Source organism: Nocardia mangyaensis (genome assembly GCF_001886715.1).
GTDB lineage: Bacteria > Actinomycetota > Actinomycetes > Mycobacteriales > Mycobacteriaceae > Nocardia > Nocardia mangyaensis.
Map to the genome: position 1 here is coordinate 4873964 of NZ_CP018082.1, position 17242 is coordinate 4891205.

Genomic DNA, 17242 nt, shown 5'->3' on the forward strand with positions numbered 1-17242 from the left:
ACAACCTATCGTCTGTCGCCGGTGGAGGGGGCGTCCGCCCCACGGAACGATTCCCAGCCGGTGCCGCCGGTCGGCGCCGCGCCGTCGACGGTGACGCCGCTGCCTGCGCGGACGACCCCGATCGGCCGCCACCCCGGGGGCAGGCTCGTGCTCGCGGGCCAGGTACCGACGAAGGCGTGTTCCTCGCCCCCGGCCAGAATCCATTGCCCCGCATCGACATCGAGTCTCTGGGCGAGCGCGGCCAGTTCCGCGTCGGCCAGTGCGGCACTGTGTACCTCGATCGCGACGCCGGAGGCGGTGGCCAGGTGCCCGAGGTCGGCGAGCAGTCCATCGGAGATGTCGGTGAGTGCCGACGGTCCCTCGGCGCCGAACACATCGACCACCGCCGCGTACGGAGGTTGCGGAACCCGGTGCGCCGCAAGGGCATGCGCGAAGGCCGGGTCGGAAGAATCGGCGCTGCTCGACAATACGGCCAGACCGGCACCGGACCAGCCGAGCTCGCCCGCCACCGCCACGATGTCACCGACGGTAGCGCCCGACCTGGTGATCGCCGCCTGCCCACCGAGGTCGCCGAACGCGGTCACCGAGATCACCAACTGCGCACTGTGGACCAGGTCCCCGCCCGCGATGGACCCGCCGGCGCGTCCGGCCTCGGCCCACATCCCGTCGGCGATGCCCTCGACCACCGCCACCTCGGTCTCGCCCGGACAGCCCAGGGCCACCACGAACGCGGTCGGCCGCGCGCCCATCGCCACGATGTCGGCGGCGTTCTGGGCGATCGCCTTGCGACCGATGTCGCGTGGTGACGACCAGTCGAGCCGGAAGTGCCTGCCTTCGACGAGCATGTCGGTGCTCACCACGAACCGGCCGTCGGGCGCGGCCACGAGCGCGGCGTCGTCGCCAGGGCCGAGCAGCACGTGGGCTGCCTGTTCCCGGCCCGCGTTGATCCGGTCGATCAAGGCGAACTCGCCCAGCTCACGCACCGTCAGCGAACGACTGTCCTCGCTGATGACCGACCCCTTTCCACTGTGCTGCCGACCGACGAAATCGCCCCGACGGTACCCTTTCGGAGGCGATCGGACACAACGGAAGGACCACACGGCTATGGCGGCGGATTCGTCGGACCCGACAGCGAACGACCGGAACGAGCAGTCCCCCGGCCCGGACGCTCCCGCGCCCGCCCCGCGCTCCTCGGACGACCGGCCGAGCACCGATCCGGCAGACGCCTCGGCAGCCGATGCGCCCACCACCGCCGAAGCCGCCGACGAGCCGGACCCGGCCGACCTCGAATCCGATCGAGCCGACAAGGGTTCCGACGCGACGGACACCGCTGCGGACGCGGACGCGGCTGCGGACTCGGCGTCGACGCCCTACTCCCCCGCACTCATCGCCACCGCCGTTGCGCTGCCGGTCGTGCTCCTCGTCGCGGTCCTGGTCGCCGCCTTCATCGCCCTGCGCGCCCCCACCGAACGCGAACCCCTGGCTCTCGGCCCGGTCCCCGCGCCGGCCGCGGACGGCCCGGCCTGCCAGGCCCTGCTCCCCGCACTGCCCGCCGACCTCGGCGACTACACCAAGTCCACCCTCCACGAGCCCGCCCCACCAGCCACCCGCGCCTGGCAACTCCCCGACGGCGGCGACCCGATCGTGCTGCGCTGCGGCCTCGACCGCCCGCTCGAATTCAACCGCGCCTCCCCGCTGCAGGTGATCGATGACGTGCAGTGGTTCCAGGTCCGCGACGAGGTGGCCCAGACCGGCACCTGGTTCGCCGTCGACCGCGAGACCTACATCGCCCTGACCGTCCCCGACGGTTCCGGCACCGCACCGGTCCAGATCGTCTCCGACACCATCAAGAAGACGCTCCCCTACCAGGAACCCCAGCCGGGCGAGCTGTAGTTTTGGCGGCTGGCGCCGCGGGGGTGGTGGTCGGGTTCGGCCGGTGGCGTTGGTCGCCTCGGGTGTGGGTGTTCAGTCGCTACGCGTGACTGTTGGTCAACGGAGGCCGGTGCCGCGGGCGACGGCGGTTTCGATCAGGGTCGACACCAGGGTCGGGTAGTCGACCCCGGTCGCTTCCCACATCCGGGGGTACTGCGAGATCGGAGTGAAGCCGGGCATGGTGTTGATCTCGTTGATCACCGGGCCATCGGCGGTGACGAAGAAGTCGACGCGAGCGAGCCCCTGGCAGTCCAGGGCGCGGAAGGCGCGCACCGACAGTTCGCGGATCTGGTCGGCGACGGCGTCGTCGAGCTTGGCGGGGACATCGAATTCACACACGTCGTCGAGGTATTTGGTGGCGAAGTCGTAGAACTCGGGCGCGGGCGAGTCGGCGTCGGGCATCCGGATCTCGGAGACCACGCTGCCGCGCACCTGTCCGTCGGCGAATTCCAGGACGCCGCACTCGACTTCGCGTCCGACGATGCCCGCCTCGACGATCACCTTCGGATCGTGTGCGCGGGCGGCGGCGATCGCGGCGGGCAGCGCGGCCCAATCGGTGATCTTGGTGATGCCGATCGAGGACCCACCGCGCGCTGGCTTCACGAACGCGGGCAATCCGATCCGCGCCCGGTCGGCCTCGGCCAGGGTGTCGGTGCCGGGTCGCAGTACCACCTGCAGACCCACCGGTAACCCTTCGGCCGCCAGCAATTTCTTGGTGAACTCCTTGTCCATCCCCGCCGCGCTGGCCAGCACGCCCGCGCCGACGTAGGGCACGCCTGCCAATTCGAGCATCCCCTGCAGCGTCCCGTCCTCGCCGAAGGGACCGTGCAGGATCGGGAACACCACGTCGACGCTACCGAGCGCGGCGGTCGGATCGTCGAGCGCGACCAACGCGCCGGCCCGGCCCGGGTCCGCTGCCAGGGTCAACGCGGTACCCGTCGCGTCGACGGCGGGCAGCGTGTCGTGGCTCAGCGCGAGCTCGCCGATGCCCTCGGCCAGTACCCAGCTGCCGGTGGTGGTGATGCCGATCGGCACCACCTCGTAGCGCTCGGGATCGAGGTTGCGCAGCACGCTGCTCGCCGACACGCACGACACGGCGTGCTCGCTACTGCGACCGCCGAACACCACGGCAACCCTGATCCGGTTCGTCATGCACGCCAACCTAGTGGGTTCGCGGCCGTGCGGTGGTATCGGCCTTACTCGGGTTTGATCCGTCGGCCCAGCAGACTGCCGACCGCCTCGTTCACCGAAAGTCCCTCGTGACACACCCGGTGCACCGCGTCGGTGAGCGGCATCTCCACCTGATGCGCGGCCGCCAGCGCCCGCACCGATGTGCACGACTTCACACCCTCGGCCACCTGGCCATTGGTCGCCTCCTGCGCGACCTGCATCGACCCGCCCGCCCCGAGCACATGGCCGAAGGAGCGATTGCGCGACAGCGGCGAGGTGCAGGTGGCCACCAGATCGCCGACCCCGGCCAGCCCGGCCAGCGTCACCGGCTGGGCACCGAGCGCGACACCGAGCCGCATGATCTCGGCGAGCCCCCGGGTGATCAGGCTGGCCACCGAGTTGTCGCCGAGGCCCATGCCCGAGGCGATCCCGCAGGCGATGGCGATGACGTTCTTGCACGCCCCGCCGATCTCGGCGCCGATCACATCGGAATTCGTGTACGGCCGGAAGTATCCGGTGGCGATGGCCCGCTGCGCCGCACCGGCACGCTCGGCGTCCGAACAGGCGATCACCGTCGCCGCGGGCTGACGCTGGACGATCTCGTGCGCCAGATTCGGTCCCGACAGCACCGCGATGCGGCCCGGCTCGGCGCCGGTGACCTCGGCGATCACCTGACTCATCCGCAGCAACGTGCCGGTCTCGATGCCCTTGCACAGGCTCAGCAGCGTGGCATCGGCGCCGATATCGCCTTTCCAGCGGTCCAGATTGGCGCGCAGCGACTGCGACGGAACCGCCAGCACCACGAGGTCGGCGCCGTCGAGCGCGACCCGGTGATCGTCGGTCGCCCGCACCGGCGGTAGCTGCACGCCGGGTAGATAGAAGGGGTTCTGATGCTCGGTGTCCAGGGCCAGCGCGACCTCGGGGCGCCTGGCCCAGATGGTCGTCTCGGTCCCCGCTTCCGCCAACACCTTCGCGAACGCGGTGCCCCACGACCCCGCTCCCATTACCGCCGCCCTCGTCATCAGCCCAATATGCCATGCAAGGATTGACGGCATGCGTCCGCACACCGTGCACGTCGTGATGGCGGTCAAGCACATCGACCGGGCCAAGAGCAGGCTGGCCGAGGTACTCACACCGCACCAGCGCGGCCGGCTGGTGCTGGCCATGTTCGCCGATACCGTCGTGGCCGCGACCGCCGTGCCCGAGGTGCGGTCGCTGACCGTGGTCACCCCGGATCCGCTCGTCGCCGCGCGCGCCCGCGAACTCGGCGCGCACGTACTCGACGAACCGGCGACCGATCACGATCCGCTCAACACCGCGCTCGCCGCGGGCGCGGCGGACGTGCGCGACCGGCACGGGCCGAGTCATCTGCTCGCCCTGCAGGCCGATCTGCCCGCCCTGCGCGCCGCGGAACTGACCGACCTGCTCGTCGTCGCCCCCGCCGGCGGCCGCTCGGTGGTGATCGATCACACCGGCACCGGCACCGCGGCCCTGCTGGTCCGCGACGCCACCGCCCCCCTGACTCCACGCTTCGGCGCCGATTCCGCGCGGGCGCACCGCGACGGCGGCGCGCGGGCACTGGCCGGGCACTGGCCGGGGCTGCGCTGCGACGTGGACACTCCCGCCGATCTCGACATCGTGCGCGCGCTCGGCGTGGGCGAGTTCACCACGCGGACACTGCGCGCCTTCGGAATGTCACCGCACCATGGGGATCCGGTGCGCACCGTGTGCTAGCAGATCGCCGCGTTCATCACGGATCGGACGAACCGGTCGGTGTCCTGCTGCGGACACTCCCATCCTCGAGGGATGATTGGTGTCGTGAGCGATACGGAAACCATCAAGCAGCCCCCGATTTCCCCGCCACCCGCGGCCGCCACAGCCACGGGCGGTGACGCGACCACGCAACGGTTGCCCCGAGATCGCTACCTCAACCGCGAGCTGAGCTGGCTCGACTTCAACGCCCGTGTCCTCGCCCTCGCCGAGGACGCGTCGCTGCCGTTACTGGAACGAGCGAAATTCCTGGCGATCTTCGCCTCGAATCTGGACGAGTTCTACATGGTCCGGGTCGCCGGGCTCAAACGCCGCGCCGAGACCGGCCTCTCGGTGCGCTCGGCCGACGGTCGCTCACCGTCGGAACAGCTCGAGATGATCACCACTCGCGCCCAGGAACTCGCGGTGCGCCACGCCAATGTCTTCATCGACGCGGTGAACCCGGCGCTGGCCGGGGCGGGCATCGACATCATCGGCTGGGCCGACCTCGACGACGAGGAACGGCAACGACTATCGGGCCACTTCACCGATCAGGTCTTCCCAGTGCTCACGCCGCTGGCTGTCGACCCGGCACACCCGTTCCCCTACATCTCCGGCCTGAGCCTGAACCTCGCGGTGACAGTGAAGGACACCGGGACCGGCGGCGAGCACTTCGCCCGAGTGAAGGTGCCCGACAACGTCGACCGGTTCGTCCGTGTCCGCCGCACCAAGGCACCGTCTGCGATCGCGGCGTTCCTGCCGATGGAAGACCTCATCGCCGCGCACCTGGATCTGCTGTTCCCCGGCCTGACCGTGGTGGAGACCCATTCGTTCCGGATCACCCGCAACGCCGACTTCGAGGTCGACGAGGACCGCGACGAAGACCTCCTGCAGGCGATGGAACGCGAGCTCGCCCGCCGCCGCTTCGGCAAGCCGGTGCGGCTCGAGGTCTCCGACGACATGACCGAGCACATGCTGGAGTTGCTACTACGCGAGCTCGAGGTCGACCCCGCCGACGTGATCCAGGTTCCCGGCCTGCTCGACCTGTCCTGCCTGTGGCAGGTCTATGGCGTCGACCGGCCCGAACTCAAGGACGCGCCGTATGTTCCGGCCACTCCGGCCGCCTTCGGCGAGCGCGAGACGCCGCGCAATGTGTTCGCCGCGCTGCGCGAGGGCGATGTGCTGGTGCACCACCCGTACGACTCGTTCTCCACCAGCGTGCAGCGCTTCATCGAACAGGCCGCGGCCGACCCGCAGGTGCTGGCGATCAAGCAGACCCTGTACCGCACCTCCGGCGACTCCCCGATCATCAACGCGCTCATCGAGGCCGCCGAGGCGGGTAAGCAGGTCGTCGCGCTCGTCGAGATCAAGGCTCGCTTCGACGAGCAGGCCAACATCAAATGGGCGCGGGCGCTGGAACAGGCGGGCGTGCACGTGGTCTACGGCCTGATCGGGCTCAAGACCCACTGCAAGACCTGCCTGGTGGTGCGCCGTGAGGGCTCGACGATTCGGCGCTACTGCCACATCGGCACCGGCAACTACAACCCCAAGACCGCGCGCCTGTACGAGGACGTCGGGTTGTTCACCGCGGCACCGGAGATCGGCGCCGATCTGACCGACCTGTTCAATTCGCTGACCGGCTACTCCCGCAAGGAGGATTACCGCAATCTGATGGTCGCCCCGCTCGGTGTGCGAGCCGGGATCATCGAACGGATCGACCGGGAGATCGAACTGGCCCGCGAGGGCAAGGACGCACGGATCCGGCTCAAGGCCAACGCGATCGTCGACGAGCAGATCATCGACGCGCTCTACCGCGCCTCGCAGGCCGGGGTGCCCGTGCAGATCGTGGTGCGCGGCATCTGCGGTCTGCGCCCGGGCGTGCCGGGTCTGAGCGAGAACATCGAGGTCCGTTCGATCCTGGGCCGTTTCCTCGAACACTCGAGGGTGATCTCGTTCCGCGCACAGGACCAGACGTGGATCGGCAGTGCCGACTTGATGCACCGCAATCTGGACCGCCGTGTCGAGGTGATGGTGCGGGTCAACGATCCCCGGCTCACCGAGCAACTCGCCACCGTGTTCGATTCCGCGCTCGACCCGATGACACGCTGCTGGGTCCTCCTACCGGACGGCACGTGGCAGGCCAGTCCGACCGACGCCGATGCCAGCCAGGTGCGCGACCACCAAGCGTTCCTCATGCGGCTGCGTCGTCCCGATCAGCCGTGAGCGCGCGGCAGGGCGGGTCGATCCGGGATCCGCGGGTGCGCCCGAACATCCACGCCGCCGGCGCGGTCCTGTGGCGCGACAGCGTGGCGGGACCGGAGATCGCCGTCATCCACCGGCCGAAATACGGTGACTGGTCGTTGCCCAAGGGCAAACTCGACCCCGGCGAGACCCCGGTGATCGCCGCGGTGCGCGAGGTGGCCGAGGAGACCGGTCTCCCGTGCACGCTGGGCCGCTATCTGGGCCACGTCACCTATCCGATCCCAGGACACCGCCAGCTCAAGCGGGTCGATTACTGGGCTGCCCAGGCCGCGCCCGGTGAGTTCACCGTCAATGCCGAGGTCGACCAGCTGCGCTGGTTCACGCTCGACCAGGTGATGGACCAGCTGTCGTATCCGATGGACCGTCAGGTCGTGCGCATGTTCGCCCGGCTGCCCGCCCACACGAGCACGGTGTTGCTCGTGCGCCACGCCAAGGCGGGCAAGCGCGACCAGTTCGACGGGCCCGACGCTTCGCGCCCGCTCGAGGCGTCCGGACAGCAGCAGGCGAAAGCGCTGACGCCGAATCTGCTGGCGTTCGGCGCATCCGAGATCCATTCGGCCGATCCACTGCGCTGTATCCAAACCGTTACCCCGTTGGCGGAACAGCTGAACGTCGAAATCAATTGCGAGCCAATGTTTTCCGAGCAAGGTTACGATTCAGCGAAAGGATCGGCGCAGCAACGATTTCTGTCGTTGGTAACGGATCGGGGTGTGCCGGTGGTGTGCAGTCAGGGCGGGGTGATACCGGATCTGATGCACTGGCTGGCCGAGCGCGGCGCGCTGACCCTGCCCCCGGCCCGCAATCGGAAGGGCAGCGTCTGGGCATTGTCGTTCAGCGCGGACCGATTGGTCGCGGCACACCATATGGATCGGTCGCTCTCGACGGGAATCGTCACCGCCTGAGTCGCGCGAACGCCCCCCTCGAAACAGCCGAAACGGCCCCGCTTTCGACGGGGCCGTTCTCGGTCCAGTGGTGGGTGATGCGGCTCAATAGCACAGGCGCGACAGCGATCCTCAGTCTTTCGCGCATGGCCGGAGCGAAGGCGGAGGTACGCCTACGTGCACATTCCCCGACCTGATCCCGCTGCGGCGGGATCAACGAGCACGACGGGCGGCTGTCTTCTTCGCTGCAGTCTTCTTTGCGGGAGCCTTCTTCGCTGCGGTCTTGGCGGCCGTGGTCTTCTTGGCCGCCGTCACCTTCTTCGCGGCGGTGACCTTCTTGGCCGGAGCCTTCTTCGCCGCGGTCACTTTCTTTGCCGCCGTGGTCTTCTTGGCGGCTGTCTTCTTCGCTGCCGTGGTCTTCTTGGCGGCAGGAGCCTTCGTCGCAGCCTTGCGGGCGGTGGTCTTGGCCGGACCCTTCGATGGCGTGGCCTTCTTGGCCGCCGTCTTCTTGGCCGCGGTCTTCTTGGCCGCCGCCTTCTTCGCCGCCACCGGCGCGTTCACGCCACGCTTGACGGCGGGGCCGGACGAGGCCAACTTCTGCTTACCCGCGATCACCGCCTTGAACTGAGCGCCCGGCCGGAAGGCAGGCACCGAAGTCGCCTTCACCTTCACGGTTTCTCCGGTACGCGGGTTACGGGCAACCCTGGGGGCACGCTTGCGCTGTTCGAACACACCGAATCCGGTGATGGTGACGCTTTGACCTTTGTGCACGGCACGGACGATGGTGTCGACCACGTTCTCGACAGCCGCTGTAGCCGTGCGCCTGTCCGTACCCAACTTTTCGGTCAGAACGTCGATCAGTTCCGCCTTGTTCATTGAATCCTCCGCAGACTAATGGCCCGTCGTCGGACCGACTAGGTACCACGGTAAACCCAGTTTGGGCAAGAGTCTATGTGCCACGCCAAAATTCATGTGGTTTAGCACACGTCCAGCTACCGCCCCCAGGGGATGCGCCGCCAATCGTCGGAGGTGATTACGCCTGCGAAATAGGCTCCGGCAGCGTCACGGGTTTCCATGACGGCCTTCCCTTTTCGAACTCGCCGATGACGTCGGCTTGCCGCAGCGTCAGCCCGATGTCGTCCAAACCCTCCAGCAGACGCCAGCGCGTGTAGTCGTCAATATCGAACGGCAACACGACGGTTCCCGCTGTCACTGTGCGTGCGGACAGGTCGACAACCAATTCGAGGCCGGGCTGTTCCTCGATCAGCTTCCACAGCATTTCGACATCGTTCTGTGACATCTGCGCGGCGAGTACGCCGCCCTTACCCGCATTCCCGCGGAAGATGTCGGCGAAACGCGACGAGATGACCACCCGAAAGCCGTAGTCCGACAGTGCCCACACGGCATGCTCTCGCGAGGACCCGGTACCGAAATCCGGACCGGCCACCAGCACGCTGCCGTGCCGGTAAGGCTCGGTGTTCAGAATGAAGTCCGGGTCGGCGCGCCAGCCCGCGAACAGGCCGTCCTCGAAACCTGTACGGGTCACGCGCTTCAGGTAAACGGCGGGGATGATCTGATCGGTGTCGACATTGGACCGGCGCAGCGGGACCCCGATGCCTTTGTGAACAGTGAAGGCTTCCATAACGATTCTCCTTCGATCGTGGCGATCTTCGGCGCTCAGGCCAGATCAGCGGGCGAGGACAGGGTGCCGCGGACCGCCGTGGCGGCGGCGACCAGCGGCGAGACCAGGTGGGTTCGACCGCCCTTGCCCTGCCTGCCTTCGAAATTGCGGTTGGAGGTGGAGGCGCAGCGCTGGCCCGGCTCGAGCTGGTCGGGATTCATGCCGAGGCACATCGAGCAGCCCGCCTGACGCCATTCCGCACCGGCTGCGGTGAAAATCTCACCGAGTCCTTCTTTTTCCGCCTGCGCGCGCACTCGCATAGAGCCAGGTACCACCAGCATTCGCACCCCGTCGGCGACGTGGCGGCCCTTCAAAACATCGGCGACCGCGCGCAAATCCTCGATGCGGCCGTTGGTGCAGGAACCGACGAATACGGTGTCCACACTCACCTCGCGCAGCGGCTGACCGGGGATCAGGTCCATGTAACGCAGGGCCTTTTCGGCGGACTCACGCTCGTTCTCGTCGGCGATCTGGGCCGGGTCGGGCACAGTGGCGCCCAGCGGCAGCCCCTGGCCCGGGTTGGTGCCCCAGGTGACGAACGGGGTCAGCGCGCTCGCGTCGATGTGCACCTCGGCGTCGAATTCGGCGCCCTCGTCGGTGCGCAGCGCGTCCCAGGCGGCCACCGCGGCATCCCAGTCCTGGCCCTGCGGCGCGTGCGGGCGGCCCTTCAGGAACTCGTAGGTCACCTCGTCGGGGGCGATCATGCCCGCGCGGGCGCCCGCCTCGATGGACATGTTGCAGATCGTCATCCGCGCTTCCATCGACAGCGTGCGGATCGCCTCACCGCGGTACTCCAGCACATAGCCCTGGCCGCCACCGGTGCCGATCTCGGCGATCACGGCCAGGATCAGGTCCTTGCTCGTGACGCCGGGCGCCAATTCGCCGTCGACGGTGATGGCCATCGTCTTGAACGGGCGCAGCGACAGCGTCTGGGTGGCCAGCACGTGCTCGACCTCGCTGGTGCCGATGCCCATCGCCAGCGCACCGAAGGCGCCGTGGGTGGAGGTGTGGCTGTCGCCGCACACCACGGTCATGCCGGGCTGGGTCAGGCCGAGCTGCGGGCCGACCACGTGCACGATGCCCTGCTCGCGATCGCCCATCGGGTGCAGGCGCACGCCGAACTCGGCGCAGTTGCGCCGCAGCGTCTCGACCTGGGTGCGCGAGATCGGGTCCGCGATCGGCTTGTCGATGTCGGCGGTGGGGACGTTGTGGTCCTCGGTGGCGATGGTGAGATCCGGGCGGCGCACCGGCCTGCCCGCGGCCCGTAGCCCGTCGAAGGCTTGCGGGCTGGTCACCTCGTGCACGAGGTGCAGATCGATGTAGATCAGGTCGGGTTCGCGAGAGGAACCTTCGCCGTCGCCGCGGGCGACGACGTGCTGTTCCCACACCTTCTCGGCCAGTGTGCGGGCGCGCTCGGCCATTGCTTGATCACCTTTCGACGGGCATACTTGGAATCTCATGATATGAGACGTTAGTATCGTTCTATGAGACAGCATAGCGGTATCGGCGTCCTCGACAAAGCCGTGGCGGTGCTCTACGCCGTCGCGGACGAGCCATGCGGTCTCAACGACCTGTGCACCCGTACCGGCCTGCCCCGCGCCACGGCGCATCGACTGGCGGTCGGGTTGGAGACGCATCGGCTGCTGGCTCGTGACGGCAACGGGCTGTGGCGTCCCGGCCCCGCGCTGACCGAACTGTCGGCGGGGGTCGCCGATCCTCTGGTGGAGGCGGCAGGGGCCATTCTGCCCCGTCTGCGGGAGATCACCGGCGAGAGTGTCCAGTTGTACTGCCGCGACGGCAACGCGCGGGTCTGCGTGGCCGCGCTGGAACCCCCCGTCGGACTGCGCGACACCGTCCCGGTCGGCTCCCGGCTGCCGCTCACCGCGGGCTCGGCGGCCAAGGTCCTGCTGGCCTGGTCGGACCCGGAACTGCAGCGCACCGTCCTGGCCGACGCCGTGTTCGGCGAACGGGCGCTGGCCGAGGTCCGCAAGCGCGGCTGGGCGCAGAGCGCCGCCGAGCGCGCGCAGGGCGTGGCGAGTGTGTCCGCGCCGGTGCGCGATGCCGGCGGTGTGCTCGTCGCCGCGGTGTCGGTCTCGGGTCCGATCGACCGGATGGGCCGCCGACCGGGCGCACGCTGGGCCGCCGATCTGGTGGCCGCGGCCGAGGCGCTGCACAAACGGTTGTGAACGAGAAAGACCCCCGGCCGTATTCGACCGGGGGTCTTTCCCTTGTAGCCCCGACGGGATTCGAACCCGCGCTACCGCCTTGAGAGGGCGGCGTCCTAGGCCGCTAGACGACGGGGCCAGGACGATCTCACCGAGATGAAACCTTGCTGGGGTACCAGGACTCGAACCTAGAATGGCTGAACCAGAATCAGCTGTGTTGCCAATTACACCATACCCCAAGGATGGAAACGTTCGGCCTGCATTCCACCGGCTGGTTGTCGGTGTTGCGAGGCCGTGTTCCGCGGCGAGAAGAAGATTACCCCAACCCATGGGGTGAACTACAAATCGCCTGGTCATAGGCTACTTTTCGGCCACTTTCGGCGACCCGGCGGGGAGCGGACGCGACCCGATGGGCGCACCCGCTCCCGACGCGCTACTCCGCAGCGGGTACCCACCCGCGAGCGGCACGCAGCCGGTCGAGGGAGACCTCACGGCCCAGCAGTTCCATCGACTCGTACAGCGGCGGGCTGATGTGCGAACCCGTCACCGCCACCCGCACCGGCGCGAAGGCCTTGCGCGGCTTGAGCCCGAGATCGTCGATCAGCGCGGTCTTGAGCGCCTCTTCCAGCGCCGGGGTGGTCCACGCGCTCAGCGGCTCCACCGCGGCGATCGCGGCGTCGAGCACCTGGTCGGCCTCGGCACCGAGGTTCTTGGCCCCCGCCGCCGGGTCGATCGCGAAGTCCTCGGGCGCGACGAAAAGGAACTTCAGCAGGCCCCACGCGTCACCGAGCACCACGATGCGGGTCTGCACCAGGTCGGCGGCGGCCAGGAAGGTCTTCTCGTCGATATCGGCGCCGATGTGCCCGTGCGCGGTGAGGTACTCGCGCAATCGGTGGCCGAAATCACCCGGTTCCAGCAAACGAATCTGCTCGGCATTGATGGCATCGGCCTTCTTCTGGTCGAATCGCGCGGGATTCGAATTCACCGTCGAGACATCGAATGCAGCCACCATCTCCGCCATGGAGAACACATCGCGATCCTCGGCGATACTCCAGCCGAGCAGGGCGAGGTAATTCAGCAAGCCCTCGGGGACGAATCCACGATCGCGATGCAGGAACAAATTCGATTCCGGATCGCGCTTGGACAGCTTCTTGTTGCCCTGACCCATCACGAACGGCAGGTGCCCGAACTCGGGTGTGAACTCGGCGACCCCGATACGCTGCAGCGCCGCGTACAACGCGAGCTGACGCGGAGTCGAGGAGAGCAGGTCCTCGCCACGCAACACATGGGTGATCCGCATCAACGCGTCGTCCACCGGATTCACCAGTGTGTAGAGCGGGTCGCCATTTCCACGGGTGAGCGCGAAATCGGGGACGGTACCGGCCTTGAAGATGGTTTCCCCGCGCACGAGATCATTCCAGCCGAGATCTTCATCGGGCATCCGCAGGCGCACCACGGCCGGCCGTCCCTCGGCTTTGTACGCCGCGATCTGCTCGTCGCTCAGGTCACGATCGAAATTGTCGTAGCCGAGTTTCGGATCACGCCCAGCAGCCCTGTGGCGATCCTCGACTTCCTCCGGTGTGGAGAATGCCTCATAGGCCTCACCGGCCGCGAGCAACTTCGCCACGACATCGAGGTGCTGGTCGCGGCGCAGCGACTGCCGGTACGGCTCGTAAGGACCGCCGACCTCGGGGCCCTCGTCCCAGGTGAGACCGAGCCAGCGCAGCGCGTCCAGCAGCGCGCGGTAGGAATCCTCGGAATCGCGTGCGGCGTCGGTGTCCTCGATGCGGAACACGAAACTACCGCCGTGGTGGCGCGCGTAGGCCCAGTTGAACAGCGCCGTGCGGATCAGGCCGACGTGCGGCGTGCCGGTCGGCGACGGGCAGAAACGGACCCGTACTTCAGTCATGACTCTCTTCTCCGCGCTTGTCTGGGGTATCAGCGCTTGGTGGCAACAGGATTGGTGAGGGTGCCGATGCCCTCGACGGTGACCGACACGTTCTGCCCGGCCCGCAGCGGACCGACGCCTTCCGGTGTGCCGGTGAGGATCACGTCACCGGGCAGCAACGTCATCACCGCGCTGATCCACTCGATGATCTTCGGGATGTCGTGCAGGAACAGCGACGTGCGGCTGCGCTGCCGGACCTCGCCGTCGACCTCGGTGGCGATCTCCAGATCGGCTGGGTCGATGGCGGTTTCGATCCACGGGCCGAGCGGGCAGAAGGTGTCGTAGCCCTTGCCTCTGGTCCACTGCCCGTCGTGTCGCTGCTGGTCACGGGCGGTCACGTCGTTGGCGACGGTGTAGCCCAGGATCACCTCGGCGGCCTTGGCGGCGGGCACGTCCTTGCACGGTCGCCCGATCACCACGGCCAGCTCGCCCTCGTAGTCGACCTGGGAAGAGCTGGGCGGCAGGATGATCGGGGCGTGCGGGCCGACGATCGAGGTGTTGGGCTTGAGGAAGATCACCGGGTCGACCGGTGCCTCGCCGCCCATCTCGGCCGCGTGGGCGGCGTAGTTCTTGCCGATGCAGATCACCTTGCTCGCCAGGATCGGTGCCAGCAGGCGGACATCGGCCAGCGGCCAGCTCCGTCCGGTGAACGTCGGCGAGCCGAACGGGTGTTCGGCGATCTCCTTGGCGGTGGCGTCGCCGCCGTCACCTTCGATGCTGACGAACGCGACTCCATCGGGACTGGCAACTCGACCTAAGCGCATTCCCGGAGTCTATCGAGGCGTCTGGACCTGCCCGAACGCACCCGGGACACGCCACGGATCGGTCGATGACCGCGCCGCCGGACTGCGAGAGAACTCACACCGATGTGATTCGAAGCCGCTGCCCGCCTGCGCTATTCGCGGCGCTCGCCGACCCGGCGGCATGTGATCTTTCAGACACCGGCACCCGGGCTCACATACAGCGGTCACCGGTGTAGCGTACTTCTTGATGTTCATTCATTGAGACCTTCATCTCATCTATTGAGATGCAATCAGGCAACGGGCGAGGTGAGAATCGTGACGGAGACGCGGCCGACGGCCGAGATGACCCGGATCCGCGACGGCAGACGCTGGTCGATGCTCGCGCTCGGTGTCTTCGCCCAGACCGCCAGTTCGATCTTCATCCACGGCACCCCGTTCCTGCTGCCCGCGCTCACCGCGCGCGGTGATTCGCTGGTCGCCGCGGGCGGGCTGGTCGCGCTACCGACCGTCGGCCTGGTGTGCACGTTGATCGCGTGGGGCTATGTCGTCGACCGGATCGGCGAACGGGTCGTGCTGGTCGCGGGGACCGCCCTGATGTTCGTGGCCGGCGTCGCGGCGGCCGTGGTGGACGACCCGGTCGCGTTCGGCGCCCTGCTGTTCCTCGGCGGCGTCGGCGCGGCGAGTTCGAACGGTGCCAGTGGCCGGGTCATCGTCGGCTGGTTCCCGCCGGATCGGCGCGGCCTGGCCATGGGCATCCGGCAGACGGCGCAGCCGCTGGGTGTCGGCATCGGCGCGCTGACCATCCCCTGGGTGGCCATGCACCACGGTATCCCCGCCGCGCTGCTGGTCCCCGCGCTGATGGCGGGCCTCGCCGCGATCGGCTGTCTGGTCGGCATCATCGACCCGCCGCGCCCGCCGACCAAGGCCGCCGACCGCGCCAACCCCTATCGCGGCGATTCCACCCTGTGGCGCATCCATGCCGTGTCGATCCTGTTGGTCGTCCCTCAGGCCGCCCTGTGGACCTTCGCCCTGCTGTGGCTGCACCGCGACCTGGGCTGGTCGCTCCCCGCCGCGGGGCTGCTGATGACCGTCACCCAGTTCCTGGGCGCCGCAGGACGAATCGGCGCGGGCGCCTGGTCGGACCGGGTCGGCAGCCGCCTGGGCCCCCTGCGTCAGGTCGCCGTCGCGGCCGTGATCGCCATGGCCGCACTGTCACTCACCGCGTGGACCGGCTGGTGGTGGCTGGCCGTGCCCCTGATGATCGCCGCCTCGGTGATCTCGGTCTCCGACAACGGCCTCGCCTTCACCGCCGTCGCCGAGATCGCCGGCCCCTTCTGGAGCGGCCGCGGCCTCGGCGTCCAGAACACCGGCCAGAACCTTGCGATAGCCGCCGTCCCACCGGTTTTCGGTGCCGTCATCACTGTCACCGGCTTCCCCGTCGTCTACGCCATCGCGGCCGTAGCCGCCGCGGCAGCGATCCCACTCGTGCCCGTCGCCAAGCGGAAATAGCTGCCCTACCGAGCTTTTCATTGATCGCACGGAATCTCTTGCGGCACTGTCGAACCGTAGAGGCCCGTCCCGGACCCACCGGCACCGAGCCTTCTACTGTTCGGTGCGCCAACGGGATCGGCCCGCGCCGTCGTGGACAGCGCGGGCCGATCGGGTCAGCGTCCTCAGACGATGGCGGCGATGCGGTCGCCGATCTCGATCGTGGAGGCGGCGCCGGTGCGCGAGGCCAGGTCCTTGGCGACGGCGGATTCGATACGGGCCGCGCCCTCGGTGTTGCCGAGGTGGGTCAGCAGCAGCGAGAGCGAGAGAATGGCGGCGGTCGGGTCGGCCTTGGACTGGCCCGCGATGTCAGGGGCGCTGCCGTGGACGGGCTCGAACATCGACGGGTTGGCGCCCGAGGCGTCGATGTTGCCGGAGGCGGCCAGGCCGATGCCACCGCTGACGGCGGCGGCCAGGTCGGTGATGATGTCGCCGAAGAGGTTGTCGGTGACGATCACATCGAAGCGGCCCGGATCTTTGACCATGTGGATGGTGGCCGCGTCGATGTGCTGGTAGGCGGTCTGCACCTCCGGGAACTCGGTGGCGACCTCGTCGACGGTGCGCTGCCACAGCGACCCGGCGAAGGTGAGCACATTGTTCTTGTGCACCAGGGTCAGGTGCTTGCGGCGGGCCTGTGCGGCGGCGAAGGCGTAGCGCACCACGCGCTCGATACCGAAGCGGGTGTTGTTGGAGACCTCCGTGGCCACCTCGTGCGGGGTGCCGACGCGAATCGCGCCACCCGTGCCCGTGTACGGGCCCTCGGTGCCCTCGCGCACCACCACGAAGTCGATGTCCGGGTTGCCGCTCAGCGGGCTGGTGACGCCCGGGAACAGCTTCGACGGCCGCAGGTTGACGTGATGATCCAGCGCGAACCGGGTCTTCAGCAGCAAACCACGCTCGAGCACACCGCTGGGCACCGACGGATCACCGATCGCGCCGAGCAGGATCGCGTCGTGCTGCTTGAGCTCGGGCAGCACCGACTCCGGCAGGATCTCCCCGGTCCGGTGATACCGCGCCGCACCCAGGTCGTACTCGGTCCTCTCGACACCGGGCGACACCACGTCGAGCACCTTCAGCGCCTCGGCGATGACCTCGGGACCGATGCCGTCACCGGCGATAACTGCGAGTTTCATGAACTGCTCCGTTCGAAGTGATCCGCTGCC

Annotated in this window: 15 protein-coding genes and 2 tRNA genes; 6 read left to right on the plus strand and 11 right to left on the minus strand. The window is 68.3% G+C overall.

Features of this window, described 5'->3' with window-relative positions; all coding sequences use genetic code 11:
• Positions 1–5: 5 nt before the first annotated feature.
• Positions 6–989, minus strand: a complete 984-nt coding sequence (locus tag BOX37_RS22155; protein ID WP_071931777.1) for a thiamine-phosphate kinase — start codon at positions 987–989, stop codon at positions 6–8.
• 115 nt (positions 990–1104) lie between these two features.
• On the opposite strand from BOX37_RS22155, the gene BOX37_RS34170 reads away from it, so the two are divergent.
• A complete protein-coding gene (locus BOX37_RS34170) occupies positions 1105–1893 on the plus strand; it encodes a DUF3515 domain-containing protein (protein ID WP_071929319.1) in 789 nt (262 codons plus the stop codon).
• A gap of 96 nt (positions 1894–1989) precedes the next feature.
• Here the strand turns inward: BOX37_RS34170 and BOX37_RS22165 are convergent, their stop codons facing one another.
• Positions 1990–3084 carry a D-alanine--D-alanine ligase family protein gene (locus BOX37_RS22165; protein WP_071929320.1) on the minus strand — a complete coding sequence of 365 codons (1095 nt, stop codon included), beginning with the start codon at positions 3082–3084 and terminating at the stop codon, positions 1990–1992.
• Positions 3085–3128: 44 nt separating this feature from the next.
• Positions 3129–4124, minus strand: a complete 996-nt coding sequence (locus BOX37_RS22170; RefSeq protein ID WP_071931778.1) for an NAD(P)H-dependent glycerol-3-phosphate dehydrogenase — start codon at positions 4122–4124, stop codon at positions 3129–3131.
• Positions 4125–4155: 31 nt separating this feature from the next.
• Here BOX37_RS22170 and cofC point away from each other — a divergent pair, with 31 nt between their 5' ends.
• The 3 genes from cofC (at position 4156) to BOX37_RS22185 (ending at position 8015) form a co-directional block, all read left to right on the plus strand.
• Positions 4156–4836, plus strand: coding sequence for a 2-phospho-L-lactate guanylyltransferase (cofC, locus tag BOX37_RS22175; protein ID WP_084759961.1), 681 nt, complete (start codon positions 4156–4158; stop codon positions 4834–4836).
• A gap of 72 nt (positions 4837–4908) precedes the next feature.
• Complete coding sequence (locus BOX37_RS22180; RefSeq protein WP_071929321.1) at positions 4909–7074, plus strand: RNA degradosome polyphosphate kinase; 2166 nt, start codon at positions 4909–4911, stop codon at positions 7072–7074.
• The gene (locus tag BOX37_RS22185) at positions 7071–8015 is read left to right on the plus strand and encodes an NUDIX hydrolase (protein WP_084759963.1); all 945 of its coding nucleotides are present in this window, start codon (positions 7071–7073) and stop codon (positions 8013–8015) included. The genes BOX37_RS22180 and BOX37_RS22185 overlap by 4 nt, the downstream gene beginning before the upstream one ends.
• 192 nt (positions 8016–8207) lie before the next feature.
• Here BOX37_RS22185 and BOX37_RS22190 read toward each other — a convergent pair whose 3' ends face one another.
• From BOX37_RS22190 to leuC, 3 genes are all read right to left on the minus strand, one after another.
• The gene (locus BOX37_RS22190) at positions 8208–8870 is read right to left on the minus strand and encodes an HU family DNA-binding protein (RefSeq protein WP_071929322.1); all 663 of its coding nucleotides are present in this window, start codon (positions 8868–8870) and stop codon (positions 8208–8210) included.
• Positions 8871–9027: 157 nt separating this feature from the next.
• Entirely contained in the window at positions 9028–9636 is a 609-nt protein-coding gene (leuD, locus tag BOX37_RS22195; protein WP_071929323.1) for a 3-isopropylmalate dehydratase small subunit, read from the minus strand.
• Between the two features lie 35 nt (positions 9637–9671).
• Positions 9672–11096 carry a 3-isopropylmalate dehydratase large subunit gene (gene leuC / locus BOX37_RS22200; RefSeq protein ID WP_071929324.1) on the minus strand — a complete coding sequence of 475 codons (1425 nt, stop codon included), beginning with the start codon at positions 11094–11096 and terminating at the stop codon, positions 9672–9674.
• Between the two features lie 63 nt (positions 11097–11159).
• On the opposite strand from leuC, the gene BOX37_RS22205 reads away from it, so the two are divergent.
• Positions 11160–11861 (plus strand): IclR family transcriptional regulator, encoded by a 702-nt coding sequence (locus tag BOX37_RS22205; protein WP_071929325.1) that lies wholly within the window; start codon positions 11160–11162, stop codon positions 11859–11861.
• A gap of 45 nt (positions 11862–11906) precedes the next feature.
• Here the strand turns inward: BOX37_RS22205 and BOX37_RS22210 are convergent.
• From BOX37_RS22210 to BOX37_RS22225, 4 genes are all read right to left on the minus strand, one after another.
• Positions 11907–11979, minus strand: a tRNA-Glu gene (locus BOX37_RS22210).
• Positions 11980–12007: 28 nt separating this feature from the next.
• A tRNA-Gln gene (locus BOX37_RS22215) sits at positions 12008–12079 on the minus strand.
• A 194-nt stretch (positions 12080–12273) separates the two neighbouring features.
• Positions 12274–13749, minus strand: coding sequence for a glutamate--tRNA ligase (gene gltX / locus BOX37_RS22220; protein ID WP_071929326.1), 1476 nt, complete (start codon positions 13747–13749; stop codon positions 12274–12276).
• 29 nt (positions 13750–13778) lie between these two features.
• Complete coding sequence (locus tag BOX37_RS22225; protein ID WP_071929327.1) at positions 13779–14552, minus strand: fumarylacetoacetate hydrolase family protein; 774 nt, start codon at positions 14550–14552, stop codon at positions 13779–13781.
• A 321-nt stretch (positions 14553–14873) separates the two neighbouring features.
• Here BOX37_RS22225 and BOX37_RS22230 point away from each other — a divergent pair, with 321 nt between their 5' ends.
• A complete protein-coding gene (locus BOX37_RS22230; protein WP_071929328.1) occupies positions 14874–16040 on the plus strand; it encodes an MFS transporter in 1167 nt (388 codons plus the stop codon).
• 164 nt (positions 16041–16204) lie between these two features.
• Here the strand turns inward: BOX37_RS22230 and BOX37_RS22235 are convergent, their stop codons facing one another.
• A complete protein-coding gene (locus BOX37_RS22235; protein ID WP_071929329.1) occupies positions 16205–17212 on the minus strand; it encodes a 3-isopropylmalate dehydrogenase in 1008 nt (335 codons plus the stop codon).
• Positions 17213–17242: the final 30 nt, after the last annotated feature.

Bases quoted from the DNA above. Each gene is read 5' to 3' on its own strand.
- BOX37_RS34170 (WP_071929319.1), top strand. From the start codon at position 1,105: ATGGCGGCGGATTCGTCGGACCCGACAGCGAACGACCGGAACGAGCAG.
- BOX37_RS22165 (WP_071929320.1), bottom strand. From the start codon at position 3,084: ATGACGAACCGGATCAGGGTTGCCGTGGTGTTCGGCGGTCGCAGTAGC.
- BOX37_RS22170 (WP_071931778.1), bottom strand. From the start codon at position 4,124: ATGACGAGGGCGGCGGTAATGGGAGCGGGGTCGTGGGGCACCGCGTTC.
- cofC (WP_084759961.1), top strand. From the start codon at position 4,156: ATGCGTCCGCACACCGTGCACGTCGTGATGGCGGTCAAGCACATCGAC.
- BOX37_RS22180 (WP_071929321.1), top strand. From the start codon at position 4,909: ATGATTGGTGTCGTGAGCGATACGGAAACCATCAAGCAGCCCCCGATT.
- BOX37_RS22190 (WP_071929322.1), bottom strand. From the start codon at position 8,870: ATGAACAAGGCGGAACTGATCGACGTTCTGACCGAAAAGTTGGGTACG.
- leuD (WP_071929323.1), bottom strand. From the start codon at position 9,636: ATGGAAGCCTTCACTGTTCACAAAGGCATCGGGGTCCCGCTGCGCCGG.
- leuC (WP_071929324.1), bottom strand. From the start codon at position 11,096: ATGGCCGAGCGCGCCCGCACACTGGCCGAGAAGGTGTGGGAACAGCAC.
- BOX37_RS22205 (WP_071929325.1), top strand. From the start codon at position 11,160: ATGAGACAGCATAGCGGTATCGGCGTCCTCGACAAAGCCGTGGCGGTG.
- gltX (WP_071929326.1), bottom strand. From the start codon at position 13,749: ATGACTGAAGTACGGGTCCGTTTCTGCCCGTCGCCGACCGGCACGCCG.
- BOX37_RS22225 (WP_071929327.1), bottom strand. From the start codon at position 14,552: ATGCGCTTAGGTCGAGTTGCCAGTCCCGATGGAGTCGCGTTCGTCAGC.
- BOX37_RS22230 (WP_071929328.1), top strand. From the start codon at position 14,874: ATGACCCGGATCCGCGACGGCAGACGCTGGTCGATGCTCGCGCTCGGT.
- BOX37_RS22235 (WP_071929329.1), bottom strand. From the start codon at position 17,212: ATGAAACTCGCAGTTATCGCCGGTGACGGCATCGGTCCCGAGGTCATC.